Source organism: Kitasatospora sp. NPDC032757 (assembly GCF_055579305.1).
Map to the genome: position 1 here is coordinate 1 of NZ_JBVINN010000049.1, position 24,247 is coordinate 24,247.

Consider the following 24,247-nt stretch of genomic DNA (forward strand, 5'->3'; position numbering starts at 1 on the left):
CGTGCGGCGGCGCACCGCTCAGCATCATCCGGCAGTACATCGAAGGCCAGAAACGGCCTGTCTGACCGTCACCTCGGCGCAGAGACCTCCGGCGCTTCGCGCCTCCGAGACAAGGATGCGTTCCCCTCCCCGGCTGAAGCCGGGGATACCCACGCAAGATCACGGATGGCCGCGACGAGTTCGGGCTGTGTACGCCGCAGGTAACGCCGGTTGGCCTCTATCGGGCAGATGCCCAGCTCGTCGATCCACCTCCAGGTCGCGGCCCTGGCCTCGGCGACGGCGGGGTTGGGATCCGACGGCGGGAACGGCATGTAGAAGTCGGCGTTGGTGAAGTGAAGTTCAGCGCGCACGAGGAGATCCTGCCTCCCAACAGCCCCTCCCAATCCGCCACGAACCGGCCTTGGAATGGGGCCTGCGTGCCGTACCGTCGCGCGGCGTACATCCGTACGCGTGCGCACCCGCTCACGACCTGCGGGAGTGTTCCTGTGGCTGCGGCGCCCGGGTACGCGGCGTCTGGGCATCCGGCCACGACCTGGCAGCCCTCCACCGCATCGCCGATGCCCACTTCGACGGTTCCATCCTGGCCGTCACCACCTGGCGCGCCGAGCAGGGCTACCCCACCCCGGTCGCCGTCCCGCAGACCGCCCGGCCCGCCTGCGAAGGCAGGACCCCGTGAGTGTCGGCCCCCGCGGCTTAACCGGCTGCGCCGGGCACCGTGCCGGCGATCCCGCGCCCGGCGGCCCCGGCGGCCCGACCCTCCTGCCCGAGCAGGAAGTGCACGACGTGCTCACACGCCAGATCCTGCCGACCTGGACCAGCGGAGCCGCTGCCCAGAAGAACCCGGTGGTGATCCTCGTGGCGGGCCCGTCCGGTGGCGGTCTGGAAGAGAATGTGCGCACCGCCGGCGCGAAGGTCCGCCCGGACGCCCCGCCCTCGCCCGCCTCCTCCTTCACCCCTACGACGGCACCCTCGCCGCCGCGATCCGCCTCCCGGCCGCACGCCGAAGGCCCTGGCGGAGCGGTGCACCGCTCCGCCAGGGCCCAGCGCCGATCACCTCCGGTCAGGGACGGTCACGGTGTGGGGCCGAGCTGCTGCCAGGCGTCGCCCTTGCCCGGCTCGTCGGCCACCTTGTTCCACCACTTCGCACGCCAGTAGAAGCCGTTCCACGACACCGTCGAGGCCCAGGCACCGTCGGTGTCCCCGGCGATGATCTTCGTACCGGCGCCGGTGCCGCTGTTCTCGGGCGCGGCCAGGTAGGCCGGAGTCCGCCACCAACTCGCCTCTTGGACGGACCACCGTGCGGTCCCGCCGTGGGTGTTCATCGGATCGAGGGACGCCAGGCCGCTGCCGGGGGCTCCCGCCACGCACCGCTCATGGGTTGTCGCAGCTCTCACTCGTCCGCACCCCCGGCCTGCCGTCGACATACTGACCGACGGCCCTGCGCGCGATGCGGGCCCGGCTGTCGGGAGGCAGGGCGACGAGGAATTGCCGGTCGGCGTCCCGGTACGGGCCGACGTGACGAAGGTGCCGGCCGCTGTGAGCGCCTCGGCAGCGGGCCGGCCTCCTGCGTCATCCGGTCGATCCGCGCGTCGAAGTGGGTGAGATCCTTTGCCGGGCCGGTGATCCAGATCGCGATCCGCACACCCCGGCGCGCATGTCCAGGTGCCGGCGCCAAGGTTCTGGAGGCCACTCTCGCGCAGCGCGGTGTCGCCGGTACGCAGGAGGTCGATCCAGGTGGTCGGGGCGAGCGAGGTGATGCCGGGCCAGTGGGCGAGCTGAAGGGTGTCGCCGGTGTCGGCGGAGGACGCGCTGCGGCAATCGCGGTCCAGACCCGGCCCGCGTGGATGTCGCGGCGCACTGCCGTGCTGCCGGGCTCGAACCGGGCGGGCGAGGCCTGCTCGGCGCGGGCGGTCACGGCCGGCCCCGGACGTCAATTGACCCACCGTTTCGGTCTGGGAATGCACCATTCTGGTGGTCTACTGCCGAACTAGAGTGATCATCACGAGGTCACGGCAGACAGCCGGGACCACCCGACACGGGGGAGTGCCGCCATGACCGCCAGCCCGCTGAAGCCCGTCCTGACCCGCGCCGCCGAGGCCGAGACCACCAGCGACCCGAGCAGCGTCATGACCCTGCTCGCCGACTGCGGCACCGACGGCAGCCCCATCACCAGCTACCGCTCCACCTTCGCCAAGGGCGCGGTCGGCGCCCCCGCCCACTTCCACACCCGCGCCTCGGAGCTGTTCTTCGTCATCGGCGGCGCCCTCCAGGTGCTGGTGGACGACGAGGTGAAGACCCTGCACGAGGGCGACTTCCTGCTCGTCCCCCCGCACACCCCGCACGCCTTCGCCGCGGCGCCCGGCTCCGAGGCCGACGTGCTGTTCACCTTCACCCCCGGCATGCCCCGCTTCGACTACCTGCGCCTGCTCGGCCGGGTGATGCGCGGCGAGGCGAGCCCGCAGGAGATCAAGGACTCCTCCGAGCAGTACGACAACCACTACGTCGACAGCCCGCTGTGGCGCGCCACCCTGGAGGCGGCGGCCGGCAACTGACCTGCCGGAACCAACTCAAGCACCAGCCCGGCGGCCGCCACTCCCCCACCGCCGGCCGACAAGGAGCGACCGGAGCGGCTGGGATCGACCGACGGCGGGCAGCTCACCCAGGCCACCCGGCACACCCGCGCCGCCCGCGAGCACCTGCCGGCCCTGCACGAGGCGCTCGGCCTGCCACCCGACCGGACCGCTCCCGGCCAGCCGCGAGTGTGAGGCCCCAGGTGATCTTGGGCAGATTGGCGGTCGATCTCGTCCGCGGGGCGCGGGGCGCAGAGGGTGCTGCCGGCGGAGCCCGACTCGAGGGCTCCGGCCAGGGTCAGCGGCGGCCATCGCCTGTCCGGAACTGGCCGGACTCCCTTCCTTCACCTTCGGGATGCCTCCACCTCCGCCAGTTCCGTGGCACTGTCCTGCGCGGCCTCCCGCAGCGCTGCCAGCCGTTCCGTCCACTGGATCCACTCCTCGGCCGGGAGCGGTCCTGCCGCGTCGGCCTGTCCCGTCCGGCAATCGTCCCGCCCCTGCGGGCGTCATCAACCGGTGGCGGACCCGGATACCGCCCAGTCGCGCGCCGGTCGGTCGGACAGCTCCGTCCACAGGTCGAGAAAGGCCCGCAACGGCGCGCTCGGCCGGGTGCCCGCCCGCCATACGAACACCTTCCGCAACCGGATGGCGGGCTCCAGCGGCACGACGACGAAACGCCGGTCGGTGGCGAGGACCGGACTCGCGTGGGAGGTGAGGGCGATGCCGATCCGCTCGGCGACCAGCGCGAGTTGGAGGGCGACGTCGTTCGTCGCGTAGGCGATGTCCAGCCGCAGGTCCTCCGCGGCGAAGGCCGCACGGATGAACCCATGCACTCCGCTGTCGGGGCCGTAACTGATGACCGGGCTCCGGACCGCCTCGTCGAGGGTCATCGGACGGTTCGCGGGCCGGCTTCCTGCGGGGAGGACCGCGACGATCCGGTCCTCCAGGAGCACGCGCGAGGCGACGGCGGCGGGTTCGCCGTCCGGCGGTCCCGCGACCACGGCCGCGTCGATCTCCCCGTCGCGGACCTTCGCCAGCAGCGAGGGGCTCGACGCCCCGAGGAGACTCACCGCGACCCGGGGGTAGCGGCGGTGGTACTCCCCCAGCAGCCGGGGGATGCTGGTGCCTTCCAGGCCGCCGACGGTCCCCAGCGCGAACGATCCGCTGAGCAGACCGGAACGGTCGGCGAACTCCAGGACGGCCGACGCGGCCGCCGCCAGACAGGCGCGGGCGTGCGGCAGCAGGGCGGCGCCGCCGGAGGTGAGGAGCACCTGCCGGGGCAGCCGTTCGAACAGCGGTTCTCCCAGCTCCTTCTCCAGGGCCTGGATCTGCTGGCTGATCGCGGGCTGCACGACATGACAGCGGGCCGCCGCCTTCGTGAACGACCGCTCCTCCGCCACCGCGACGAAGTACTCAAGCGTGCGGAGCTCCATGACCGACAAACTATCAACTCCACAGCTGAGAGATCTGGTTGTGACGCCGCCGACCGATCCGGCGCCGGTACGACGATCCCGGGTGCGATCAGTGATCGTGACGGCTGCCATCACCGTTGTGTATTGGACGCGCGCGGCCGGGGCCCCGAGGCTGGTGGCAGGGTGTCGGCCAGACCTGTGGCCCCGGCGAAGGGCGAGGACAGACAGATGAGAGTGACCGTCGTCGGCGGCGGCATCGCCGGGCTGACCTGCGCCCTGAGTCTGCACGCCGCCGGCTTCGCGCCGCGGGTGTACGAAGCGGCGCGGAAGGTCGAGGCGGTCGGAGTCGGGATCAACCTGTTGCCGCACGCCGTCCGGGAGCTCGCGGAACTCGGCCTCGACGGCGAGCTGGCCTCCCTCGCACTGCCCCCGCGGCTGCTGAGCTACCGCGACCGGACGGGCGAGACGGTCTGGGAGGAGCTGCTGGGACGCCCGGCCGGGTACCGCTGGCCGCAGTACTCCGTGCACCGCGGCCGTCTGCAGTTGCTGCTGTTCGCGGCGGTACGCGAGCGGCTGGGGCCGGATTCGGTCCGTACCGGCCTGCTGTTCCAGGGGTTCGAGCAGAGCGCCCACGGCGTCCGCGCCCACTTCCTGGACCGCTCGAGCGGTCTGCCCGTGGTCGACGACGCCGACGTGCTGGTCGGCGCGGACGGCATCGACTCCGTGGTCCGCAGCCGGTTGTACCCGGACGAGAGCCTCCCGAACGGGAACGGCGTCCACATGTGGCGCGGGGTCTCCCAGCACCCGCACATCCTCGACGGCCGTTCGATCGTGGTGGCCGGGGGCACTCCCGGCGCGAAGTTCGTCGCCTACCCGATCGAGGACCCCGCGACCCCGGTCGCCGACGCCCTGGTGAACTGGGTGCTGGAGGTGCGGCACGGGCCGTCCGCCCCGCCTCCGGGTGGCCCCGGCCGCCGCGTCGGCGCGGCGGAGGCCCGCGCCGTGCTGTCGTCGTGGCACCTGCCGTGGATCGACCTCGCGGCGCTCGCCGAACGCTCCTCGGCGATCTTGGAGTACCCGATGATCGACCGCGATCCCCTGCCCCGCTGGAGCTTCGGACGGGTCACCCTCCTCGGCGACGCCGCACACCCGATGTTCCCCATGGGCATGAACGGAGGATCGCAGTCGATCGTCGACAGCCGCGTACTGGCCTGGTGCCTGGCCCGGGACGACGACGCCGAGGCCGCGCTCCGCCGCTACGACCGGATGCGCCGGCCGGCCGTCAACGCGATCGTGCTGGCCAACCGGAACCTGGGACCGGAGGAGACCATCGCCCGAGCCGAGGAGCACGGCGGGGCGCTGCCCGTCGGGGAGGCCGAGAGGATCGCGACCCGCTACAAGAGACTGGCCGGGGCCACCGTGGCCCAGGTCAACACCCACCCGTCCTGGACGGTCCCTGCCGTCGCCGCTGATCGGGAGCGGGTCCATGGGTGAGACGGACCGGCCGGGTTTCGGGGAGGTGCTGCGCGGTCACCGCCGGGCGGCGAGGCTGACGTTGGAGAAGCTGGCCGAGGTCTCGGGGGTCAGCGCCCGGACCCTGTCGGACATGGAGCGTGGACGGAGCAAGGGGCCACACTCCCGGACCGTGACCGCCCTGGCGGACGCGCTGGAGCTGGACGACAGCGGTCGCGCGAGGCTGATGGCCCTGGCGCGCGACGGGCGACTGCGGGACCACTGGACACGGCGGAGCGGCCTGTGCGAGCTGCCCAGGTCGGTCGAGGACTTCACCGGCCGCGCCGAGGAACTGATCTGGTTGAGCGAGCTGGTGTACGCCGAGAGTTCGCCGGGTGTCGGAGTGGTGGGGCTCATCACCGGCTCCGCCGGCCTGGGGAAGACCACGTTCGCCGTCCGCGCCGCGCATTCCGTGCGGCCGAGCTTTCCCGACGGAGTGCTGTTCCTCGATCTCTTCGGCATGTCCCAGCAGCCCCTGGCCGCCGACGACGCGTTACGGCTGCTGCTGCGCGCGCTCGGGGTCGCCGGCCGGCACGTCCCGGACGATCCCCGGGATCGCTCCTCCTTGTACCGGTCGCTGCTGAGGGACAGGCGCGTCCTGGTCGTCCTCGACAATGCCGCCTCGGAGGAGCAGGTACGTCCACTGCTGCCGGGCGGGGGCGCGAGCAGGGTGCTGATCACCACACGGCGGTTGCTGGCCGGCTTGGAGGGGGTCCGCAGGCTCGTCCTGGGCCCCCTTCCGCTAGCGGAGTCCACGGAACTGCTGACCGGCATTCTGGGCGGGCATTCCGCCCGCGACGAGGAGTCGACACTCACCCGGCTCTCCGAGTTGTGCGGGGGGCTGCCCCTGGCGCTGCGGATCATCGGGAACCGACTGCTCAGCCGCCCTGACTGGGACGCAGCCCAGCTCGCCGCCCGGCTGGCGGACGAGGAGCGTCGTCTGGAGCAGTTCAGGGCAGGTGACCTCAAGATCGCCAACGCCTTCGGAATGTCGTACGAGCAGCTCGCGGACACGACGCGCCGGGTGTTCCGCAACCTCGCCGCGGTACCCGGCCGGGACTTCGACGCCGCTCTGACCGCCGTCGTCGGCGCAATGCCGATCGAGCACGCCTGGGACGCTCTCGACGAGCTCGTCGATCTGGGCCTGCTGCAGGACAGCACTGGGGGCCGGTACCGCTTCCACGACCTCGTCCGCCTGTTCGCCCGTGACCGGCTCCAGGCGGAGGAGCCCGCCGCCGGGCGACAGGCCCTGACAGAACGGGTGACGTCGTGGCTGCTGCGGATGGCGACGATGTCCGGGCGGTGGTTCGAACCCGGCTACGGCCGCCCCGGCCGGCCCGACCCCGACCTGGCCGCCCAGTCCTCCGGCGAGGAGGCCGACTGGTGGCTGCGCAGCCACGTGGACAACTGGGTCGGAGCGATGCGGACTTCGGCCGGCGACCGGCCCTCGCTGGTCCTCGACTGCGCCGAGTCGATGCACTGGTTCTCCGAACGCTGGGTGCACGGCGCGCACTGGCACGAGGTCTTCACGCTCGGCGCGGAGGCCGCGGCCGCCCTCGGCGACCTGGCTCAGCAGGCGACCCAGCTGAACTACCTGGCCTGGGTCCACTCGGTGCCGCCGCGCGACCCGAAGGCCATGGTGCGGTGTGCGGCCGAGGCCCTTGGGTTGGCCACGCGGGCCGGCGCTACGGCGCAGATCGCCTGGTCCCACGAGTACACCGCGGGAGCGCTGTACGTGCTCGGGCAGTTCGACGAAGCGATCGCGATGTCGTTCCGGGCGGCGGAGGTGTTCAAGGGGACCGGCGACGTCGACAGCTACGTCCAGAGCCTCGCCCACGTCGCCAACTGCCTACGTGACGGCGGGCGCCATGCCGAGGCCCTGGAGCAGTTCCTCACCCTGCTGGAGCTGATGGACGACGATGACTCGGGGATGACAGCGAGCATCGTGGCGCACAGCCGGCCCTTCGCCCTGATTCGCATCGGGCAGTGCCTGGGACACCTCGGCCGCCGCGCCGAGGCGATCGACACGCTCGGCACGGCCATGGCCCTCCTGGACACGCTCCAGGTGTCCGACTACCGGCACGCCGAAGCGCTGGAAGCACTGGCCGGTCTGCTGGCCGAGGAACGCCGCACCGGCGAGAGCCGCCGTACGTACACGCGGGCCGCGCGAGTGTTCGACTCGATCGGTGACATCGAGGCGGGCAGCCGCTGCCAGGCCCTGGCGGCCGCCGTTTCCTGACGCTCGGACGGCGCCGCGGACGGCGGGGGCGTGCCCGGCGCCTCACAACTCTGCGTGCTGCTCTGCGTGTTCCTCGTCCTTTCGGACGGCTTGGATGGAGGGCGCCGGGCGGGCAACGGGCCCGTCCCTCGAGACCGGAGACGATGATGGCAGGCATCAAGAACATCGTGCTCGTGCACGGCGGCTTCGTGGACGGATCGGGCTGGAAGGGGGTGTACGACCACCTCACCGCCGACGGCTACCGGGTCGCCGTCGTCCAGAACCCGACCCACTCGCTGGCCGGCGACGTCGCCGCCACCCACCAGGTCCTCGACGGCCTCGACGGCCCCGCCGTGCTGGTCGGCCACTCCTACGGCGGAGTCGTCGTCACCGAGGCCGGCAACCACCCGCGCGTGGCCGCGCTCGCCTACATCGCCGCGTTCGCGCCGGACAAGAGCGAGTCGGTCGGTTCCCTGATCGCCGACCCAGCTCCCGGTGCCCCGGTCCCGCCGATCCTGCCGCCCGCGAACGGCTACCTGTTCCTGGACCGGGACAGGTTCGCGGCCTCCTTCGCAGCCGACGTCCCCGCATCGACGGCCGCGTTCATGGCCGACTCCCAGGTCCCCTGGGGCGTCGACGCCCTCGAAGGGACGGTCTCCGAACCGGCCTGGCAGACCAGGCCGTCGTGGTACCTGGTCGCCACCGACGACCGCATGATCCCGCCGGCCGCTCAGCGCGCCATGTCCGAGCGCGCCGGCGCTACCGTCACCGAGACCCCCGGCAGCCACGCCGTCTACGTCTCCCGCCCGGCCGTCGTGGCCGCCGTCATCGCCCAGGCCGCGCACGAGCTCGGCGCGCACTCCTGACGGCACACGGGCGGCTGCGCGCCGCACCCCGTTCCGGCACCGGTGACTGCCCAACCGGACCATCCTGGGAGTCCCTTCGGCCGGACCTCCCCCACCTGCGCCGGAACGGCGGCGGTGGGGGTGGTCCGGCCCGTGCCTTGCGTTGGCCGGGCCGGTCCGCGGCTGCCGCGTCGTCCACTGCCGAGCCGCCGCTCGGCGTCGGCGCTCGGCGTCGGCGCACGGTCGCTGGGGGTACCGGGCCGGGCGGAAGCTCATGAAGCAAGAGCCGGGGCCGCCCGCAGCGGGGCGAGCGCGGTGCTCCAGGCAATGACCTGGTCGATCATCGTGTTCAGGGCGGGCACGTTGTAGGCGCCGGGCTTGAAGACCTGGTAGTTCTCGAACTCGGTGATCAGCGAGAGCGCGACCTGCTGGCGCACGTCGGCCAGCTGGAGCTCACCCGCCACCAGGCGCAGCTGCTCCACGGCACGGACGCCGCCGAGTCCGCCGTAGGACACGAAGCCGACCGCCTTGTTGTTCCACTCGGCGTAGAGGAAGTCCAGGGCGTTCTTCAGCACGCCGGGGATGCCGTGGTTGTACTCCGGCGTCACGATGACGAACCCGTCGAACGATGCGATCTTCTCCGCCCACTGCCGGGTGTGCTCGTTCTGGTACTGGCCGAGCGACGGCGGCATGGGTTCGTCCAGGTGCGGCAGCGGGTGGTCACGCAGGTCGAGGAGCTCGAACTGGGCATCGCCACGGTGCGAGGCGACGTCGAGCACCCACCGAGCGACCTGTTCGCCGTTTCGGTTGGGGCGGGTACTGCCGAGGATGATGCCGATCTTGATCATGACGGGCCTTGCCTTTCCTCAAGCGTGGCGCATGCCACCTGCTGAGTACGCTGCCCGGCAGATCGTCTGTCGAACAGACGATCTGGTCAACAAAGCGTCGGTGGGTATCATTCCTGTCATGGGCAGCGAGACAACGACCGCGCCGGTGGCCGGGTGTGCCGACCTCACCGAGGACTTCGGGTTCTCGCTCATGGTGGTGGCGCACGCCTACCGGACCGCCGTCTCCTCGGTACTGGAGGCCGTGCCGCAGGGCGCGCGCGGCTTTCAGACGCTTGCCGCCGTGGTCGAGGGCGACGGGCCCAACCAGCTCGCCCTGGCCGGCTATCTGCGGATCGACCGCACGGTGATGACCTATCTGCTCGACGACCTGGTCGCGGCGGGCCTGGTCGAGCGCAGGCTCGACCCCTCCGACCGGCGACGGCGCAGAATCGTCGCGACCGGCCACGGCGTCGACACCCTGCGACACCTCCAGTGGCAGGTGCGCGAGGCCGAGGACGTCCTTCTCTCCGCGATCGACGAGAACGAGCGCGAGGTGTTCCGGGCCCTCCTCGGACGGATCGCGCGCAGTGCGCTGAACGTCGAACCGGGAGCGCCGTCCTGCGACGTCGACGCCGACATCTGCGACTCCGCCGCCATGGCCGGCGGCGCGGAGCCCGGCCGCCCGGCGTCCTGACGTCCGAGACGCCGCAACCGAACCCCGACGCAATCGACCCTGCCCCCAGGTCGCGATCGGCCGGCTCTACGAGAGAGAGGACCCTGGACCGCCGGACCCGTCCCGGCAGCCTTCGCCGAGAAGCTGCAGGCCGCCTTCTCGGCGAAGTCCGTCCAAACGACGGCCTCGGCTGTCACGGCTGCGACCTCTGCCCGGACTTCCCCCCTGTCCGGGCGGGTCGCCGACGCCATGGCCGCCGCGCTCGAACCGGCCTGGCGGTGTCAGTGGTTGCTGTCGGCGGCGAAGTCGGGCAGCTGGGTGGACAGTAGGTGTTCGACGGCACCGTCGAGGAGCCGGCCCATCTCCGTGGAGCGGGCCAGCATGGTCTTCTCATAGGCGTGGACGGCGTCGTCGACGGTGTCGTGACGTGCAAGGGCGAGGGCGAGTTCGCAGGCATCCAGAATGGCCAGGTTGACACCGACACCGAGCGGGGGCATGAGGTGGGCGGCGTCACCGAGCAGAGTCACCGTGGGGCTGTGTGCCCAGGTGTGCGGGACGGGCAGGGTGAAGATCGGGCGGTCGACGTAGAGGCCGTCGTTGTCGGTGAACAGCCGGCGCAGGCGAGGTGACCAGTTGCGGTAGCGCTCCAGGAGGAGGGCACGGATGCCGTCGGTGTCCCGGGGGGTGAGGCCGGCGGCGGCGATCCAGTCGACCGGGGCCCGCTGGATCATGTAGACGCGGATGTGGTCACCGCTGTTGCGCTGGGCGAACAGGCCGCGGTCGCCATCGGCTGCTGCGGCGCCGCCCTGGCCGACCAGTTCAGCGATGTCGGAGTGCCGGGCCTCGACGTGGTGGAACCAGGCTTCCAGGAAGCTCACGCCGCTGTAGTGGGGAACGGCCGGGGAAATGACGCGGCGAACCTTGGACCAGGCGCCGTCGGCGCCGACGACGAGGTCCGCTTCGACGGTGGAGCCGTCGGCGAAGTGCAGCTGCCGGGGGCCTTCATCTGGGCCGCTGATGGCCTGCAAGGTGTGGCCCCAGCGTACGGTGCCGGGCAGAAGCGAGTTGAGCAGCAGGTCGCGCAACTGGCCGCGGTCGATTTCCGGCTTGAACCGCTCACCCTCCTCGGGGACATGATGGAAGAGGACCGTGCCCGCCGGGTCCATCTGCCGCATCTCCTGGCCCTCGGGGCGGGCCAGTTGGAAGAACTCCTCCAGAAGACCGGCTTCACGCAGCGCGATCTGGCCGTTGTCGGCGTGCAGGTCGAGGGTGCCGCCCTGGTTGCGGGCATCGGGGCCGGCGTCGCGGTCGTAGACCGCGGCGGTGATGCCGTGCCGCTGGAGGATGCGAGCGCACGTCAGGCCGCCGGGGCCGGCACCGATGATGGCGATGCGGGGTACGGGAGTGGTGTTCACGGTGGTGCTCCGTTCGTTCCGTGCAGCGGTGCCCCGACCGCCTGTGGCCGATGGATGGCGGGTCCCGCCGAGAAGAGTGGGGGCTGGGCAGTGCCTCGCAGCCACCGCACCAGAAAAACACACCAACCCAATAAGTGCAACAGCTCAACTTTTGATGCCAGTCAACCGAAGAGATAGGGTGTCGGTATGCCCAGCACTGCGACCGACACCGCGACAGGCCCCTCTCCTGCGCCGATGGGGCGCCGCGAGCGCAAGAAGGCCGCCACCCGACAGGCCATCGCCGACGCCGCGCTGCGCCTGTTCCTCGAGCGCGGATACGACGAGGTCGGCATTCGCGAGATCGCGGACGCCGCCGACGTGTCCACCACCACGCTGTTCAAGCACTTCCCGGTCAAGGAAGCCCTCGTCTTCGACGAGGACGCCGACCAGGAGACCCGGCTGCTCTCTGCCGTCCGCGACCGGCCCAAGGGCCGGTCCATCCCCGCCGCACTACGGGAACACGCCCTGGCCACCCGGCTGGCCGCCGCTGACAGCGACGCCCGCTTCACCGCCTTCACCAACCTGGTGGCCGGCACCCCCGCACTGCGCGACTACGCCCAGAACATGTGGCTGCGTCACACCGCCGCGCTCGCCCGGGCCATTGCCGAGGAGAGCGGCCTGGCCGCGGGCGACCCCGCGTGCACCGCCATGGCCCATTTCGCCCTCGAAGCCCCCCGCGCGGCCTACACCCACGACAACCCCCGCCAGGCCATCACCCGGGCCTTCGATCTCCTGGAACACGGCTGGAGCGCACTCGCCCAGATCAAAGCGTGAGCCAGCACCTTGCCGACCGCGCGCCGGCCTGACGCGGCGCCGCAGTGATGCTGCTCGTCGCCGCCCCGGCACAACCCGCCCCCACCACCAGGACGGCTCAGCCCCGCGGGTTCAGGAATCCGACTGCGGGCTCAGGGAGAAGAGGGACGGGTCTCGGTCCAGTCGACCAGGAGGCGGCGTTCCGCGAAGTACCAAGCGCCGTCCTGCCTGACGAACTCGTCGAGACAGCGGATCGACGCGATCATGACGGTGCGCTCGGCGTTCTCACCGAACGAGACGTGGTGGGCCAGGCAGTAGCTTTCGCCGGTCGCGCGGTCGCCGGCCAGGGTGACGGTGCTCTGGCCGTTGAAGTGGGTGGTGGCCCGGTACGTGTTCAGGTTGTCGAAGACCGGGGCGAGGGCCTCACGTCCGCGCAGCTCCTGGGTCGGCTCGCCCGCGTCCATGTAGACGAGGAAGCGGGTGTCCTCGGTCAACAAGGCCATCTGCCCTTTGGCGTCCCTGCGGTCCGCGCAGCGGACGTAGGCGTCGACGAGCTCACGGACGGCCAGCCGGTCGGTGGCCTCCTGGGGTGAGATCGGGGCGTGGGAGGACATGGCAGCTCCCTCGTGAAACTATTTGGCACCTGCATAACACAGCTCCGGCGCGACGAGTCCCGACGGTTTCCGCGGGGCGATGCCCGACGGGCTGGCCCTGCAGACGCACATGGTCGCCGAGAACAGCCGGCTCGCCTCCCGGAACGCGTGGGACGGCACCATCGCCGGGAGCGGCCGGGCGGCGGACTTCACCGCACTCGTCCCCTTCCGGGTCGAGGACCGGCTGATCGTCGCGCACTGGGGCTCGGTCGACTGGGTGAGGGCATATCGGACATTCGGGCTGCTGCCCGACGGCATCCGGGACATCCGAGACATCTGGGCTAGAACTGACTCAACGTCAACGGAAGGGAAGGCCGGAGATGACCACCGCAATCGTAGGCGTGGGCAACATCGGGAGTGCCGTGGCCCGGCATCTGGTGGCCGGGGGCGAGAGCGTCGTCCTCGCGGGGAAGGGCGCCTCGCACGCGGAGGAGCTCGCGGACGAGCTCGGGCCGCTCGCACACTCCGCCTCCGTGCAGGACGCGATCACGGGCGCGGACACGGTCGTGTTCGCGGTCTGGCTCGATGCCATGAGGGAGCTGATCCCGCAGGTTCAACCGCTGCTCGAAGGAAAGGTCGTCGTCGACCCGTCGAACCCGATCGCGTTCGACGAGAAGGGCCAGATCGTGCGGTCGCTGCCCGAAAGGCAGTCGGCCGGGTCGGTGGCCGCCGCCCTGCTGCCCGCCGGCGCCCACTACGTGAAGGCGTTCGGGACCCTCGCCGCGGAGGTGCTCGCCGCGAACGCGAACCGCGCGCCGCGGCGTGCGGCGCTCTTCTACGCCACCGACGACGAGAGCGCCGCGGCGACGGCCGAACGGCTGATCCGCGCGGCCGGGTTCGACGCCGTGAAGGCCGGCGGCCTGGCCGCCGCCGGCCGCATCGAGGCGCCGGGAGGCGACCTGCACCAGTTCGGGTCCGACGGCGAGGTCGTCGACCTCGACCAGGCTCGCGCCGCTGTCGGCTCCGCCCGCCCCTGAGTTCAGACGCGGCGGCTCACCCGGGTACGGCAGCGGCCGGCCTGGGCGTGAGCTGCAGCTCGGCGACGGCAGCAACCCCGGTCCCCCGCCCGGACGCTGTCCCCGGAGGAGGCCCGGGTCGGCCACGTCCTGGCCGCTCTGTCCCTCCGGCTCGCCCCCAGCGCATGACCCGGATCGTGAACGACAGGAGTTCGACATGAGTGAAGCACTCGACCAGAACGCGAAGATCATCGCAGAGTTCCGAGCGAACGAAGGCAGAGTCGGCGGGGGCTTCGAGGGCGCTCCGCTGGTCCTCGTCCATCACCGCGGCCGCAAGAGCGGGCATGAGCACGTCACCCCGATGATGTACCTCCCGCACGACACCGCGCCGGACGTCGTCTACGTCTTCGCAAGCAAGAGCGGAGCACCCACCAACCCGGATTGGTACCGCAACCTGACCGCCGCCGGTGAGGGCACCATCGAACGCGGCACCGCGACCTACCAGGTGACCGTCCGCGAACTGGTCGGCGCCGAGCGCGACCGCATCTACGCCGAGCAGGCGCGGCGTTACCCCGGCTTCGCCGAGTACGCACGCCAGACCGCCGGAATCCGCGTCATTCCCGTGCTCGAACTCCGGCGGGCGTAGCGCCACACCCCTGTCAGCCTCAGCGAGTCGAAGGAGAGAGAGCATGCCCAAGGCGGTCAGGTACGACGAGTTCGGCGGGATCGACGTGTTGCGGGTCGACGAGGTGGAACGCCCGGCACCCGGGGACGGGCAGGTCCTCGTACGCGTGAAAGCGGCCGGTATCAACCCCAGCGAGGCGGTCATCCGCACGGGGGCGTTGACGGCCCTGTTCCCGTCGACGTTCCCGTCCGGGCAGGGCAGCGACCTCGCCGGGGTCATCGAGGAGGTCGGCGCCGGGGTTGCCGGATTCTCACCCGGCGACGAGGTGATCGGATTCAGCCAGAAGCGGGCCTCCCAGGCCGAGCTGGTCCTCGTCGAGGCCGGCGACCTCACGCGCAAGCCGGAGAAGGTCTCATGGGAGGTGGCCGGCAGCCTCTACGTCGTCGGCGTCACCGCATGGGGGGCGGTCCACGCCGTCCGGCCCGAGCAGGGCGAGACCGTCGTCGTCTCCGGAGCCGCAGGGGGAGTCGGCTCGCTCGCCGTCCAGCTCACGCGCCGTACCGGGGCCACGGTCATCGGCCTGGCGAGCGAGAGCAACCACGAGTGGCTGAAGAGCCGCGACGTGATCCCGGTCGCGTACGGCGAGGGCGTCGCGGACCGTATCAGGGCCGCCGCGCCCAGCGGCGTGGACGCCTTCATCGACACATTCGGCAGCGGGTACGTCGAGCTCGCTCTCGCCCTCGGCGTCGCGACCGACCGGATCGACACGATCGCCGATTTCGCGGCCGCCGAGAAGCACGGGGTGAAGACCGACGGCGGGGTCGCGGCCGGGCCGGGCGCCAAGGTGCTCGCCGAGCTTGCCGGCCTGATCGCCGACGGACACCTCGAGGTGCCGATCGCGAACGTCTACCCGCTGGCGCAGGTCCGCGAGGCCTACACCGAGCTCGAACGCCGCCACACCCACGGCAAGATCGTCCTCAGGCCCTAGTACATCGGCAGCGGTTCGCTGTCTTGCCCGGCCAGGCTAGGACGGCTGGCTGCTCCCGCTGACGAAGGTGTAGAGCTCGATGATGACGCCGTCCTTGCACCGGGCGATGTCCATTCCGGCCACGATGGGCGGCTGACCGGCGGGGCCGTACTGGAAGGCGAGGTGGCCGAGGTCGTCGTTGACGGAGACGGGGCCGTCGGGGCGCACGACCCAGTCCGGGGACTGCGCGAGCAGCTCCGCGGCGCGCCGGGCGAGCGCCTCGCGGCTCCGGTGTACGCGGTCGGGTTCGTGCCACACGACGTCCTGGGCGTAGGTCACCGCGATGGCCGCGTTGCGGCGCCCGGCGTCCTGTTCGTTGAAGACGTCGAGGAGGTTGCGGCGCATCAGGTCCGCGACGGTGGTGTTCATGGGCCGCCCTTCGGGGTTCGGCTCTATGCCTCGAGGGTCTTCGCGGCGTCGCGGATGACGTCGAGGACGAAGTCGGGGTGCGAGAGCATGGGCACGTGGCTGCTGTCGACGGCGTAGGTCTTCGCACCCATGCGCGTGGCGGCGGCCCGCTCCAGGTCCGGGTTCACGGTGCGGTCGTTGTTCGCGACGATGTACCAACTCGGCTTCGTGCGCCAGGCCGTGCCGGGAACCTGCTGGTCGAACAGATCGGCGACCGGCACGGCGCCCGTCGAAAGGACGAGCTTCTGCTCGGCTGCCGGCAGATCGCCGCAGAAGTCGCCGATGCCCGACTCCCGGAGCCAGATGCGGCCGTCGGCGATGGCGATGTGCTCGAAGACGGGCGTACGGGCGAACTTGTCCTGCTCGTCCTGGGAGGTCTCGTCCTCGTCCGGGCCGAGCGCGGCGATGTAGACCAGAGCGCCCACACGGTCGTGGACGCCGGCCTTGGTGATCAGGGTCCCGCCGTAGGAGTGACCGACGAGCACGACCGGGCCGGGCACGTGGTCGATGGCGCGGGTGACGCACGCGACGTCGCCTTCGAGTGAATCGAGGCCGTGCTGCGAGCTCAGGACCGCGTGCCCCTCGGCGTGGAGCGTGGGGATGAGCTTGCTGAAGCACGACCCGTCGGCCCAGAACCGCGGGCCTCGACCTGTCCTTCCACCTCATCCGCCGTGATCACGGCGCCCGCCTGGCGAACCAGCGGGCCCGCCTGCTGGTCACCGCCCCACACCGCACCGGCGGTCAGGCCCAGTTCGCCGACCTGCCGGTGGCCGCGGACACCTCCGACGAACCGGCGCCGGTGTACGCGTGGGCCCTTGACCACCTGCACCAGCCGCTCACCGTCGACCAGTTGGCGCGCCAGGCCGGCATGTCCCGCCGCACGCTCATCCGCCGCTTCCACTCCGACACCGGCCGGCCGCCCATGCGTTGGCTGCTCGACGCGAGACTCGGCCTCGCACGGGAACTCCTGGAATCGAGCGACCTGACGGTCGAATCCGTCGCACGGCGCTGCGGCCTGGGCACGCCGGCCAACTTCCGGACCCTGTTCAAGGCACACGTCGGGGTACCGCCGCGCACCTACCGCGAGACGTTCAACTCCGCCGCTGTGAGCATCCATTGACCCTTTGATCCTGGCAGGCCGTCGCGGGTCGCGATCGCGCCTCTCCGCACCACGCACCCGGACGGCCCGCGGTTCTGTCTGCCGCACTCGTCGAGGTCGAGCTCGCCGCGGGTGTCGATGAGGAGGTCCAGGGCCATGGCAAGGCGCGGCGCCCGGCGGACCCATGGCCGGTCAGCCTTGCCGGGGCGGCGGACGTCCGCGGACGGCTGCTGGGGCTGGGCGGTGCATACGTGCCCTTCGCACACGACCACCCCGGCCTGTTCGTCACGATGTTCCGTAGTCGGCCCGGCGACGGCCCGGTCGGCCACGACTCCTTCGAAGTGCTCCTGCACGTCGTTGCCGACGCCCAGGCGCCGCACTGGTCCCGGCGGAGCCGTCACCGGAGCCGACGGCCAGGTCCGTGTGGGCCGCCCTGCACGGCCTCGCGGTGCTCAGCCTGCGCGGGCCTCACCAGCGGCATGGACGAGTCACCGGAGGACCTCGCAGGCGGCACTCTGTCCGCGATTTTCGGACTGCGGTCAGGCCGTCCGGGATCCCTCGTTACGAGGGCCGGACGGGTCGGAGCCCGCGCCGAGGACGCCTTCGACGTGGGCCGCGAGGGAGGACCGTAGGGCTGCGGGTGTCATCTTCCGGTCGTCGATCAGGTGGATCACCAGGTCGGCGCGGATGGCGGCCAGCAGGGCGTGCGCGGTGAAGTCGGCGGCCTGGACGCTGGGGACCTGCTCCAGTTCCGCCCGGAGCATCTCGTGCCACCAGCCGTAGTGTTCGGCCTGGTAGGGGCTGCTGAGCCCGGCGTCCTCCGCTGCCGCCATCAGGTTCCGGTTCTCGATCTTGAAGCGCAGTGAGGCATCGAGAAGGTCCAGAATCCGTTGTCGCGGCGTACGCCCGGCCGCGTCCTGTGCCTCCCGCACGGCCTGGCGCAAGGGTTCGACGCGGGAGGCGATCACGGCTCCGATCAGGCCGGTGCGGTCGCCGAAGCGGCGGAACAGGGTGCCCTTGCCGACACCTGCGGCTGCGGCGATGTCGTCCATCGACACGCTCTGCGGGCTGGCGCCGGCGGCGAAGAGAGCGTCGGCCGCGGCCAGGACGGCCTCGCGGTTGCGCAGGGCGTCGGCGCGCTCCGGGCGCTGGGTCACGTGTCCTCCTCGTGTGTCATCCGGTCGGGTCAGTCGCACTGTTTCATGACACCTCCCGTTCGACGAAGGCACGGAGCGTGCCGGGCGGGCGGCCGGTGAGGCGCTGGACGGTGTCCGTGGTGCGGTCCTCGGCGCCGCCGGCGATAGCACGGTCCAGGCCCGCCAGCATGGTGGCGAACTCCAGCGGTATCTCGGCCGCCCAGCGGTCGCGAAGCTGATCGGACGTCAGCTGCTGGTGCACCACGGTCCGGCCGGTGACCTCGGTGATGACCACGGCGACCTCGTCGTAGCTCAGGGCCTGCGGTCCGGTGAGGATCAGGTCGGTGTTGGGGGCCTGCTCGTCGATCAGGGCGCGGACGGCGACGGCGGCGATGTCCTGCGCGTCGACGAATCCGACGCGGCCCATTCCCGTGGCCGTCCGGATGGTTCCGTCCTCACGGATGCTGCGGGCATGGGGAGTTGAGCCGGTGAAGTTCTGCATGAACCAGGAGGGCCGCAGTACCGCCCACTGGCCGAACAGGCCGGGCAGTGCCTGGTGGACCTGTCCCACCGCCGGGCCCCCTGCGGGGATCGCCGAGGAGCTGAGCAGCACCGCCCGGCAGACGCCGGCTGCGCGGGCCCGGTGCAGGAAGGGCAGCATGACCGCGGCCGGTTCGGAGGAGCCGATGGGTGGGATCAGGTAGAGGCGGTCGACGCCGTCCAGGGCCTCGTCCCAGGTCGCGGGATCGTTCCAGTCGAAGCGGACGGCGTGGGCGCCGTCCACCGGGGTGGCACTCCGGCCGGCGGCCTTCACGTGGTGCCGCTCGGCGGTCAGCCCGGCGGTGACCCGGCGGCCGGTGGTACCGGTGGCCCCGATGACCAGGGTGGCGCTCGGGGTGCTCATCGGGTCGCCCCTGCGAAGTCGGCGCCGGGCTGCTGGACGGCGAGCGGGTTCCAGTAGTCGCGGTAGGAGGTGATGCCCCCGTCCTTGACGGTGACCACGGCGATGTAGGTCATGTCGAACGGGCTGTCGGTCTCGACCAGGCGGCCGACCCCGCGCATCTCCACCACGATCGTCCCGGGCATGGTGGTCTGGTGGATCGTCAGGTCAGGGAAGTCGTGGACGTCGACGTGGTCGGGGTAGTGGCGCATGTAGTCGGCGATGGCCGACCGGCCCTCCAGTCGCTCGGGCCAGCCCTGCGGAGCGAAGGGGAACTCCAGCACGCCGTCCTCGTCCCACAGGTCCACCCAGGCGGTGATGTTCTTCTCCAGCAGGAGTTGCAGGCTGTGGCGGTACAGCTCCGCGGCTGTCACGGTCTCCGTCATGAGCAAGGCTCCATTCCGCTTCCACAAAAACGGACCAGCGGTCCGATTAGTTGAAGCATACGGACCGCCGGTCCGTTTTTCTAGTCCGGGCCCGCCACGATCGCCGCCCGCCCACCGCGTCGTGTGTTCCGGGATGGCGCCACGAGCTCGGTGATCACTCCGGGCCGGATACCACTCAGTGGAAACCCTGATGCTGCGGCAAGGTCAAGAAGCCCACCGGGGGCTCCCCTGGCCCTCTCGTTACTGCCCTGCCGGGCGCACACCGCCCGCCGATCGAGCCGCCTTGACCTTGCCGCGACGTCAGGGTTTCTCATGTACTCATGCGAATCGGCGAGATCGCCGCCCTCATCGGGGTCACCCCTCGGGCCGTGCGGCACTACCACCATCTCGGGCTGCTGCCCGAACCCGTACGGCGGAGCAACGGCTACCGCGAGTACGGAATCCGGGACGCCGTCCTGCTCGCCCGGATCCGGCGCCTGACCGAGCTCGGCCTCGGCCTCGACGAGGTGCGCGACGTCCTCGCGGACGACGAGGGCCGCGAGCTGGTGGAAGTCCTACAGGAACTGGACGAAGACCTCGGACGGCAGGAAGCGGTCATCCGGGAGAGACGCCGGCGGCTCGCCGCGCTGCTGGCCGAGGCGCGCGGTGGACGGCTGACCGCCGAAGGACCACTGTCGCCGCAGCTCACCAGGCTGCTGGCAGGCATCGGCGAGATGCCGGACTCTCCGATGGCCGTGAAGGACCGGGAGGTCCTGGCCCTCCTTGACACCGTGGCCCCCGAGGCGGAGCGGGTCCGGCTGATGGAGACGCTGCAGGGGATGGAGGAGCACGCGGGCGAGGTGTACGGCCTGCTGGACGCCCTTGCCGGTGAGGAGCCGGACGACCCCCGGGTGATCCGGGCCGCCACCGCGCTCGCGGCCCTGCTGCCCGACGCCCTGGTCGTGAATTTCGCCGACCCGGCCGGCAGCGTTCTGGCAGACGTCATCTTCGCAGACCTGGCACCGGCCCAATCGGCGGCAGTGCGCCGCGCAATCGAACTCGTGAAGCAACGACAGGAGGACCAGGCATGACGCCGTCGGAGCTCCGGGCACCCCTGCCCCGGCCCGAAGCACCCACGCGGGGGCCGGCCCTGCGGAAGCTGCGCGCCATCGCGGTGCCCGCCCAGCTCGTGCTGGCCGTCTGCCTGACCAGCGGGGCTGCGGTGCCCGGCATCGTTCTGCTCGGCGGCAAGCTGCTCCTGCTCGTACTCCTCGGCGCCGAGGCGCACGTCTGGCTGCGGCTACGGCGGCTCGGACTGTCCCGGCGCCAGGCGCTCGCGCAGCTCGTACCCGAGCGCGCGGCGCGGTACGTGGCACACGAGGGACGGATCATGGCGAGCCTGGTCCGGTGGGCCGTGCGCCGTCCGCACGGCGTCGGCGAGGCCGACGCAGTCTTCCCCCACGCCCGCGACCAGGCCGCAATGATGTACGCCCTGACGTTCGTGTGCGTGGCCGAGACGGTCGCCCTGTCGTACCTGCTCACCGACTGGCCCGTCATCCACGCCGTCTTTCTGGTCGTCGACGTCTACACCGTCCTGTTCATCCTCGGCATGCACGCGGCCGCCGTCACCCGGCCGCACGTCCTGGCCGAGGGTGTCCTGCGCGTCCGGCAGGCAGCCCATGTCGACATCCGTGTTCCCGTCGCCCAGATTGCTGCCATCCGGCGCGAGACGCTGTTCACCCACGAGAAGAAGAACGACGAGCTGAACCTGGCCATCGCCTCCCAGACCTCCCTCACTCTCGAACTGGCCGAACCGCTCAATGCGCCAAGGCTCCTCGGCACCCCCCGCCTCGTACGGGTGATCAGGCTGCACGCCGACGATCCGACGTCCCTCCACGACGCCGTCACACGGGCACGAACCGCCCCCGCACCCGGCCCAGGTACGCCTGCGACGGCCTGATACGAAGCGACCGATGTGGCGCCCGGCCAGCCCCGACCGCCCCGATCACGGCTGGGTGTTCCAACCCCTCCGGGCCGGGACGACGTGGCTGCGGCAGGCCGGGCAGCTCGACATCGTCCAGGGCACCGTCTTCCGGTACCGGTGCGAGAATCCGTCAGCCGGGGAGGCTCTGGCGCCGTGGGTACGACCGCCGGAGGCGTGATGCGGCCTCCGCCCTGGCTCTCCCCCGGTAAACCAGGGTGCATCGCGGCGACGGCGCCCGGCCCGATGGGCGGCGGCGCCGTGCGTCCCGGTCCCTGGCCTAGCCCACGGCCTCCCCTGCCGTTACCGACCGCGGGCTCAGCGTGGCCCGCCCGGGCCGCGCCGGCGGCGTGGCGCGGAGGTGCTGGGCGGCCTCGGCCGCGGTGTGGGAGGAAGCGAAGGTGAACGCGCGCGGGGAGGGCCCGTGCGCCCGGAGGTCCGCCAGCCGCTCAAGGGCCTCGCCGACGGTCGGGAGGTGGCCGGCGGGGACCCACCAGAGCACCAGGTGCGCCTCGACGTGCCGTTCGAACCAATCGCGACGCTGCCGCATCACCTCCAGGTGCCCGCTGCGGTAGGTGAAGTCCCAGAGGGCTTCCGGGGATTCCCACACCGACATGTTGACGATGACGTCCTCTCCCGCCGGGCGCAGGCCGGTGGCGTCGGCCGCCCCCTCCTCCGCGAGTCGCCACACGAAGCCGGGCGCGTCGTCGGCGGCGGCGTTGACCGGGTCGAGCATGTCGACGAACGGTGCAATGCGCGGGTCGTCGAGCGGGTGGCGAAGCTTCGCGACGTTGAGTTGGGCGAGGTGGGCGGCATGCGTGGCGGCGGTCATGGCCTCATCCCAGCACGACCCCGCTTTCTAAGTCAACGGTCATTGTTTTTAGAAGCCTCGACCACCACGCAACACTCCCCCGGCCGGGCGTCCATGCGGGCGCGCACCGGACCGTCCGCGCCGAGCAGCCCCTCCAGCAGTGCGAGGTTCATGCCGCACACGAGCGGCGGGAAGCGTTCGGCGACGGCATGGAACGGACAGTTGCGCATGCGGACGACGTGCGCGGCCGACCCGGCCGGCCCCTCGGCTCCCTGGGCACCCTCCAGATGTGGTTCGTAGCCGCGGGCGGCCAGCACCTCCATGGCTTCCGCAAGATCGCCGCAGGGCGCTGCGGAACCGCGCAGGGCCTCGCCCCGGCGGCGCGCGACCGCGCAGAGCCCGGCGTCCAGCCCGGCCTGCTCGGCAGCCTCGGCGAGCAACTCGGCAGCGGTGCGGTAGTCCCGGGCGGGCAGCGACACCGACCGCTCGGCCCGCGCCCGCGTGTACACCTTGGCGGGGCGGCCCGCCCCCGGCCCCGAACGGCCCGTCAGTCGGCGGCTCCCGCTCTCCAGCAGCCCGGCCTCGGCCAGCTTGTCCAGATGGTGCGCGGCGAGCGTGCGCGCCACCCCGGCCGCCTCGGCGGCCTCGTTGCGGCCGACCTCACGCCCCTGGGCCACCACATACTCGTACAGGCGGCGCCGCACCGGATCCTGCAGTACCGCGATCGCATCGATGTCGTTCACCTGGCCATTCTAAGAACAACACAGGTGGATGATAGAGAGTCGGGAGCCGACCGGCAGGCCGCCGGCGGCGTCCACCAGCGCATTGCTTGGCCGGCCGGATCCGGGCAGGCACGGCGTACGGCGGCGCGGCAGGTGGGCCGGACGAGATGGCACAGCCTCCCGATGAGCCGGTACGCGTCACCGACGGCCGGTCCTGCAGGGGCAGGTCCCCCGGCGCACGCACCTGGATGGAGAGGGTCCGCGACTGCGCCCGAACGTTCACTACCGACGCCCCGGGCGTCCCGGCCGGCCAAGCCGACGCGGCGTTCGTGGCGCGCGTGGTCCACAGCTGCACCACGATCCTTCGGACACGCTCGCACTTCGGCATTCCAGGCCTCAGCTCACGGGGATGGCCTTGACGCCCGAGAGCAGCGGGATGAGCTGGTACTGCCCGTCCCCGGGGCCGCAGGAGGGTGTGGTGTCGGGGGTGTTGGAGATGTTCGTTCCGGCCTTGAAGCGCCCGTCCCCGCTCGCGGCGACCGTCGTGAAATGGTCGCGGCGGCCGTTGAAGTAGTACATGCACTGGTGCAGGTTCAGGTACCGTCCGGCGGCCAGGTCGAGGGGCGTGGCGCTCGACAGCAGCGGGAGGAGGTCGTACACGCCGCCCCCGTTGCTGCATCTCGGCGCGGTGTCACGGGTGTTGGAGACATTGGTGCCGGCAGTGAACTTGAAGTCCGTGGTCGACACCACCGTGGTGAGGTGGGTCTGGTCGTAATCGCCGAAGTACACGCACTGGTGCAGGTTCAGGTAGCGCCCGGCGGTCAGGTCGTAGCCCTCGGCGGCCGAGTAGACGTTGTTCTCGTAGGTCCCGTCACCGCGACCGCAGGAGGGGCTCGCATCCGCGGCACCGGAGATGTTCGTGCCGGCGGTGAAGCGCCCGTCCCTGCTCGGGACCACAGTGGTCATGAGGTCGAAGCTCGCCGGCAGGAAGGCGTCGAAGACACACTGGTGCAGGTTCAGGTACCGGCTTGCCGGGGGCTGCGCAGCGGTGGCGGGAGCCGGGCCGACCAGGGCGGCGGCGGACAGGACGGCGCCGACGAGCGCGGCCGAGCGGGGAAGAAGACGCATCGGGAAAGTCTCCGTGATCAGGTGCGGCCGCTCCGGGTGAGCGGCCCGCCACGCAGGAGGCTTTCCCCGGGCGTCCGACACTCCCGGCCGCCGCGCGGAACGTTCACCTGAACGACCGGCCATCCATACGGG

At 71.4% G+C, this 24,247-nt stretch carries 27 protein-coding genes and 1 pseudogene; 14 read left to right on the forward strand and 14 right to left on the reverse strand.

Going from position 1 to position 24,247, the window contains the following annotated elements; genetic code table 11:
• Positions 1-68: 68 nt before the first annotated feature.
• Positions 69-350, reverse strand: a complete 282-nt coding sequence (locus ACZ5WK_RS34910) for a hypothetical protein (RefSeq protein WP_465553670.1) — start codon at positions 348-350, stop codon at positions 69-71.
• Positions 351-400: 50 nt separating this feature from the next.
• On the opposite strand from ACZ5WK_RS34910, the gene ACZ5WK_RS34915 reads away from it, so the two are divergent.
• The gene (locus tag ACZ5WK_RS34915; RefSeq protein ID WP_465553671.1) at positions 401-676 is read left to right on the forward strand and encodes a hypothetical protein; all 276 of its coding nucleotides are present in this window, start codon (positions 401-403) and stop codon (positions 674-676) included.
• 394 nt (positions 677-1,070) lie between these two features.
• Here the strand turns inward: ACZ5WK_RS34915 and ACZ5WK_RS34920 are convergent, their stop codons facing one another.
• Complete coding sequence (locus tag ACZ5WK_RS34920) at positions 1,071-1,364, reverse strand: hypothetical protein (RefSeq protein ID WP_465553673.1); 294 nt, start codon at positions 1,362-1,364, stop codon at positions 1,071-1,073.
• Between the two features lie 687 nt (positions 1,365-2,051).
• On the opposite strand from ACZ5WK_RS34920, the gene ACZ5WK_RS34925 reads away from it, so the two are divergent.
• On the forward strand, positions 2,052-2,552 hold the full coding sequence (locus ACZ5WK_RS34925; RefSeq protein WP_465550830.1) for a cupin domain-containing protein: 501 nt from the start codon (positions 2,052-2,054) through the stop codon (positions 2,550-2,552).
• A 527-nt stretch (positions 2,553-3,079) separates the two neighbouring features.
• On the opposite strand, the gene ACZ5WK_RS34930 is transcribed toward ACZ5WK_RS34925, so the two are convergent.
• On the reverse strand, positions 3,080-4,003 hold the full coding sequence (locus ACZ5WK_RS34930; RefSeq protein ID WP_465553675.1) for a LysR family transcriptional regulator: 924 nt from the start codon (positions 4,001-4,003) through the stop codon (positions 3,080-3,082).
• Positions 4,004-4,210: 207 nt separating this feature from the next.
• On the opposite strand from ACZ5WK_RS34930, the gene ACZ5WK_RS34935 reads away from it, so the two are divergent.
• The 3 genes from ACZ5WK_RS34935 (at position 4,211) to ACZ5WK_RS34945 (ending at position 8,578) form a co-directional block, all read left to right on the forward strand.
• Positions 4,211-5,476, forward strand: a complete 1,266-nt coding sequence (locus tag ACZ5WK_RS34935; protein ID WP_465553677.1) for an FAD-dependent monooxygenase — start codon at positions 4,211-4,213, stop codon at positions 5,474-5,476.
• The gene (locus ACZ5WK_RS34940) at positions 5,469-7,733 is read left to right on the forward strand and encodes a helix-turn-helix domain-containing protein (RefSeq protein WP_465553679.1); all 2,265 of its coding nucleotides are present in this window, start codon (positions 5,469-5,471) and stop codon (positions 7,731-7,733) included. The genes ACZ5WK_RS34935 and ACZ5WK_RS34940 overlap by 8 nt, the downstream gene beginning before the upstream one ends.
• A gap of 146 nt (positions 7,734-7,879) precedes the next feature.
• Positions 7,880-8,578 carry an alpha/beta hydrolase gene (locus ACZ5WK_RS34945; RefSeq protein ID WP_465553776.1) on the forward strand — a complete coding sequence of 233 codons (699 nt, stop codon included), beginning with the start codon at positions 7,880-7,882 and terminating at the stop codon, positions 8,576-8,578.
• Between the two features lie 251 nt (positions 8,579-8,829).
• On the opposite strand, the gene ACZ5WK_RS34950 is transcribed toward ACZ5WK_RS34945, so the two are convergent.
• Positions 8,830-9,405, reverse strand: a complete 576-nt coding sequence (locus tag ACZ5WK_RS34950; RefSeq protein WP_465553681.1) for an NADPH-dependent FMN reductase — start codon at positions 9,403-9,405, stop codon at positions 8,830-8,832.
• Between the two features lie 118 nt (positions 9,406-9,523).
• On the opposite strand from ACZ5WK_RS34950, the gene ACZ5WK_RS34955 reads away from it, so the two are divergent.
• Entirely contained in the window at positions 9,524-10,078 is a 555-nt protein-coding gene (locus ACZ5WK_RS34955; RefSeq protein ID WP_465553683.1) for a MarR family winged helix-turn-helix transcriptional regulator, read from the forward strand.
• A gap of 260 nt (positions 10,079-10,338) precedes the next feature.
• On the opposite strand, the gene ACZ5WK_RS34960 is transcribed toward ACZ5WK_RS34955, so the two are convergent.
• Positions 10,339-11,472, reverse strand: coding sequence for an FAD-dependent oxidoreductase (locus ACZ5WK_RS34960; RefSeq protein ID WP_465553685.1), 1,134 nt, complete (start codon positions 11,470-11,472; stop codon positions 10,339-10,341).
• A 186-nt stretch (positions 11,473-11,658) separates the two neighbouring features.
• On the opposite strand from ACZ5WK_RS34960, the gene ACZ5WK_RS34965 reads away from it, so the two are divergent.
• Entirely contained in the window at positions 11,659-12,285 is a 627-nt protein-coding gene (locus ACZ5WK_RS34965) for a TetR/AcrR family transcriptional regulator (RefSeq protein ID WP_465553687.1), read from the forward strand.
• A 131-nt stretch (positions 12,286-12,416) separates the two neighbouring features.
• Here ACZ5WK_RS34965 and ACZ5WK_RS34970 read toward each other — a convergent pair whose 3' ends face one another.
• Entirely contained in the window at positions 12,417-12,878 is a 462-nt protein-coding gene (locus tag ACZ5WK_RS34970; RefSeq protein ID WP_465553689.1) for a nuclear transport factor 2 family protein, read from the reverse strand.
• 359 nt (positions 12,879-13,237) lie between these two features.
• Between ACZ5WK_RS34970 and ACZ5WK_RS34975 the strand changes: the two genes are divergently transcribed.
• The 3 genes from ACZ5WK_RS34975 (at position 13,238) to ACZ5WK_RS34985 (ending at position 15,486) form a co-directional block, all read left to right on the forward strand.
• Positions 13,238-13,894, forward strand: a complete 657-nt coding sequence (locus ACZ5WK_RS34975) for an NADPH-dependent F420 reductase (RefSeq protein ID WP_465553691.1) — start codon at positions 13,238-13,240, stop codon at positions 13,892-13,894.
• 196 nt (positions 13,895-14,090) lie between these two features.
• Positions 14,091-14,519 carry a nitroreductase family deazaflavin-dependent oxidoreductase gene (locus ACZ5WK_RS34980; RefSeq protein ID WP_465553693.1) on the forward strand — a complete coding sequence of 143 codons (429 nt, stop codon included), beginning with the start codon at positions 14,091-14,093 and terminating at the stop codon, positions 14,517-14,519.
• Between the two features lie 43 nt (positions 14,520-14,562).
• A complete protein-coding gene (locus ACZ5WK_RS34985) occupies positions 14,563-15,486 on the forward strand; it encodes an NADP-dependent oxidoreductase (RefSeq protein WP_465553695.1) in 924 nt (307 codons plus the stop codon).
• A gap of 36 nt (positions 15,487-15,522) precedes the next feature.
• Here ACZ5WK_RS34985 and ACZ5WK_RS34990 read toward each other — a convergent pair whose 3' ends face one another.
• Both ACZ5WK_RS34990 and ACZ5WK_RS34995 read right to left on the reverse strand, forming a co-directional pair.
• A complete protein-coding gene (locus ACZ5WK_RS34990; protein ID WP_465553697.1) occupies positions 15,523-15,894 on the reverse strand; it encodes a nuclear transport factor 2 family protein in 372 nt (123 codons plus the stop codon).
• 23 nt (positions 15,895-15,917) lie between these two features.
• Positions 15,918-16,556 (reverse strand): annotated as a pseudogene (locus ACZ5WK_RS34995) (alpha/beta hydrolase); the annotation flags it as partial.
• 143 nt (positions 16,557-16,699) lie between these two features.
• On the opposite strand from ACZ5WK_RS34995, the gene ACZ5WK_RS35000 reads away from it, so the two are divergent.
• Together ACZ5WK_RS35000 and ACZ5WK_RS35005 are read left to right on the forward strand one after the other, a co-directional pair.
• Complete coding sequence (locus tag ACZ5WK_RS35000; RefSeq protein ID WP_465553700.1) at positions 16,700-17,053, forward strand: helix-turn-helix domain-containing protein; 354 nt, start codon at positions 16,700-16,702, stop codon at positions 17,051-17,053.
• Positions 17,054-17,268: 215 nt separating this feature from the next.
• The gene (locus tag ACZ5WK_RS35005) at positions 17,269-17,664 is read left to right on the forward strand and encodes a TetR-like C-terminal domain-containing protein (protein WP_465553778.1); all 396 of its coding nucleotides are present in this window, start codon (positions 17,269-17,271) and stop codon (positions 17,662-17,664) included.
• Here ACZ5WK_RS35005 and ACZ5WK_RS35010 read toward each other — a convergent pair.
• The 3 genes from ACZ5WK_RS35010 to ACZ5WK_RS35020 are packed head-to-tail and all read right to left on the reverse strand — an operon-like array spanning position 17,572 to position 19,494.
• The gene (locus ACZ5WK_RS35010) at positions 17,572-18,189 is read right to left on the reverse strand and encodes a TetR/AcrR family transcriptional regulator (RefSeq protein WP_465553702.1); all 618 of its coding nucleotides are present in this window, start codon (positions 18,187-18,189) and stop codon (positions 17,572-17,574) included. The genes ACZ5WK_RS35005 and ACZ5WK_RS35010 overlap by 93 nt on opposite strands.
• A gap of 43 nt (positions 18,190-18,232) precedes the next feature.
• Positions 18,233-19,072, reverse strand: coding sequence for an NmrA family NAD(P)-binding protein (locus ACZ5WK_RS35015; RefSeq protein ID WP_465553704.1), 840 nt, complete (start codon positions 19,070-19,072; stop codon positions 18,233-18,235).
• Positions 19,069-19,494 (reverse strand): nuclear transport factor 2 family protein, encoded by a 426-nt coding sequence (locus ACZ5WK_RS35020; RefSeq protein WP_465553706.1) that lies wholly within the window; start codon positions 19,492-19,494, stop codon positions 19,069-19,071. Before ACZ5WK_RS35020 ends, ACZ5WK_RS35015 begins: the two co-directional genes overlap by 4 nt.
• Positions 19,495-19,814: 320 nt before the next feature.
• Between ACZ5WK_RS35020 and ACZ5WK_RS35025 the strand changes: the two genes are divergently transcribed.
• Both ACZ5WK_RS35025 and ACZ5WK_RS35030 read left to right on the forward strand, forming a co-directional pair.
• Complete coding sequence (locus ACZ5WK_RS35025) at positions 19,815-20,564, forward strand: MerR family transcriptional regulator (RefSeq protein ID WP_465553708.1); 750 nt, start codon at positions 19,815-19,817, stop codon at positions 20,562-20,564.
• Positions 20,561-21,433 carry a hypothetical protein gene (locus ACZ5WK_RS35030; protein ID WP_465553710.1) on the forward strand — a complete coding sequence of 291 codons (873 nt, stop codon included), beginning with the start codon at positions 20,561-20,563 and terminating at the stop codon, positions 21,431-21,433. The genes ACZ5WK_RS35025 and ACZ5WK_RS35030 overlap by 4 nt, the downstream gene beginning before the upstream one ends.
• A gap of 301 nt (positions 21,434-21,734) precedes the next feature.
• Here ACZ5WK_RS35030 and ACZ5WK_RS35035 read toward each other — a convergent pair whose 3' ends face one another.
• From ACZ5WK_RS35035 to ACZ5WK_RS35045, 3 genes are all read right to left on the reverse strand, one after another.
• A complete protein-coding gene (locus ACZ5WK_RS35035) occupies positions 21,735-22,286 on the reverse strand; it encodes a DUF3291 domain-containing protein (protein WP_465553712.1) in 552 nt (183 codons plus the stop codon).
• A gap of 32 nt (positions 22,287-22,318) precedes the next feature.
• Positions 22,319-23,008, reverse strand: coding sequence for a helix-turn-helix transcriptional regulator (locus tag ACZ5WK_RS35040; protein ID WP_465553714.1), 690 nt, complete (start codon positions 23,006-23,008; stop codon positions 22,319-22,321).
• A 375-nt stretch (positions 23,009-23,383) separates the two neighbouring features.
• The gene (locus ACZ5WK_RS35045) at positions 23,384-24,115 is read right to left on the reverse strand and encodes a hypothetical protein (protein WP_465553716.1); all 732 of its coding nucleotides are present in this window, start codon (positions 24,113-24,115) and stop codon (positions 23,384-23,386) included.
• Positions 24,116-24,247 lie beyond the last annotated feature (132 nt).

Excerpts from the sequence above, each read along its gene's own strand:
- ACZ5WK_RS34955 (WP_465553683.1), top strand. The coding sequence starts at position 9,524 with ATGGGCAGCGAGACAACGACCGCGCCGGTGGCCGGGTGTGCCGACCTC.
- ACZ5WK_RS34975 (WP_465553691.1), top strand. The coding sequence starts at position 13,238 with ATGACCACCGCAATCGTAGGCGTGGGCAACATCGGGAGTGCCGTGGCC.
- ACZ5WK_RS35015 (WP_465553704.1), bottom strand. The coding sequence starts at position 19,072 with ATGAGCACCCCGAGCGCCACCCTGGTCATCGGGGCCACCGGTACCACC.
- ACZ5WK_RS34940 (WP_465553679.1), top strand. The coding sequence starts at position 5,469 with ATGGGTGAGACGGACCGGCCGGGTTTCGGGGAGGTGCTGCGCGGTCAC.
- ACZ5WK_RS35030 (WP_465553710.1), top strand. The coding sequence starts at position 20,561 with ATGACGCCGTCGGAGCTCCGGGCACCCCTGCCCCGGCCCGAAGCACCC.
- ACZ5WK_RS34965 (WP_465553687.1), top strand. The coding sequence starts at position 11,659 with ATGCCCAGCACTGCGACCGACACCGCGACAGGCCCCTCTCCTGCGCCG.
- ACZ5WK_RS35020 (WP_465553706.1), bottom strand. The coding sequence starts at position 19,494 with ATGACGGAGACCGTGACAGCCGCGGAGCTGTACCGCCACAGCCTGCAA.
- ACZ5WK_RS34990 (WP_465553697.1), bottom strand. The coding sequence starts at position 15,894 with ATGAACACCACCGTCGCGGACCTGATGCGCCGCAACCTCCTCGACGTC.
- ACZ5WK_RS34945 (WP_465553776.1), top strand. The coding sequence starts at position 7,880 with ATGGCAGGCATCAAGAACATCGTGCTCGTGCACGGCGGCTTCGTGGAC.
- ACZ5WK_RS35025 (WP_465553708.1), top strand. The coding sequence starts at position 19,815 with ATGCGAATCGGCGAGATCGCCGCCCTCATCGGGGTCACCCCTCGGGCC.
- ACZ5WK_RS34930 (WP_465553675.1), bottom strand. The coding sequence starts at position 4,003 with ATGGAGCTCCGCACGCTTGAGTACTTCGTCGCGGTGGCGGAGGAGCGG.
- ACZ5WK_RS35045 (WP_465553716.1), bottom strand. The coding sequence starts at position 24,115 with ATGCGTCTTCTTCCCCGCTCGGCCGCGCTCGTCGGCGCCGTCCTGTCC.
- ACZ5WK_RS34985 (WP_465553695.1), top strand. The coding sequence starts at position 14,563 with ATGCCCAAGGCGGTCAGGTACGACGAGTTCGGCGGGATCGACGTGTTG.
- ACZ5WK_RS34980 (WP_465553693.1), top strand. The coding sequence starts at position 14,091 with ATGAGTGAAGCACTCGACCAGAACGCGAAGATCATCGCAGAGTTCCGA.
- ACZ5WK_RS34935 (WP_465553677.1), top strand. The coding sequence starts at position 4,211 with ATGAGAGTGACCGTCGTCGGCGGCGGCATCGCCGGGCTGACCTGCGCC.
- ACZ5WK_RS34970 (WP_465553689.1), bottom strand. The coding sequence starts at position 12,878 with ATGTCCTCCCACGCCCCGATCTCACCCCAGGAGGCCACCGACCGGCTG.
- ACZ5WK_RS34950 (WP_465553681.1), bottom strand. The coding sequence starts at position 9,405 with ATGATCAAGATCGGCATCATCCTCGGCAGTACCCGCCCCAACCGAAAC.
- ACZ5WK_RS35035 (WP_465553712.1), bottom strand. The coding sequence starts at position 22,286 with ATGACCGCCGCCACGCATGCCGCCCACCTCGCCCAACTCAACGTCGCG.
- ACZ5WK_RS34925 (WP_465550830.1), top strand. The coding sequence starts at position 2,052 with ATGACCGCCAGCCCGCTGAAGCCCGTCCTGACCCGCGCCGCCGAGGCC.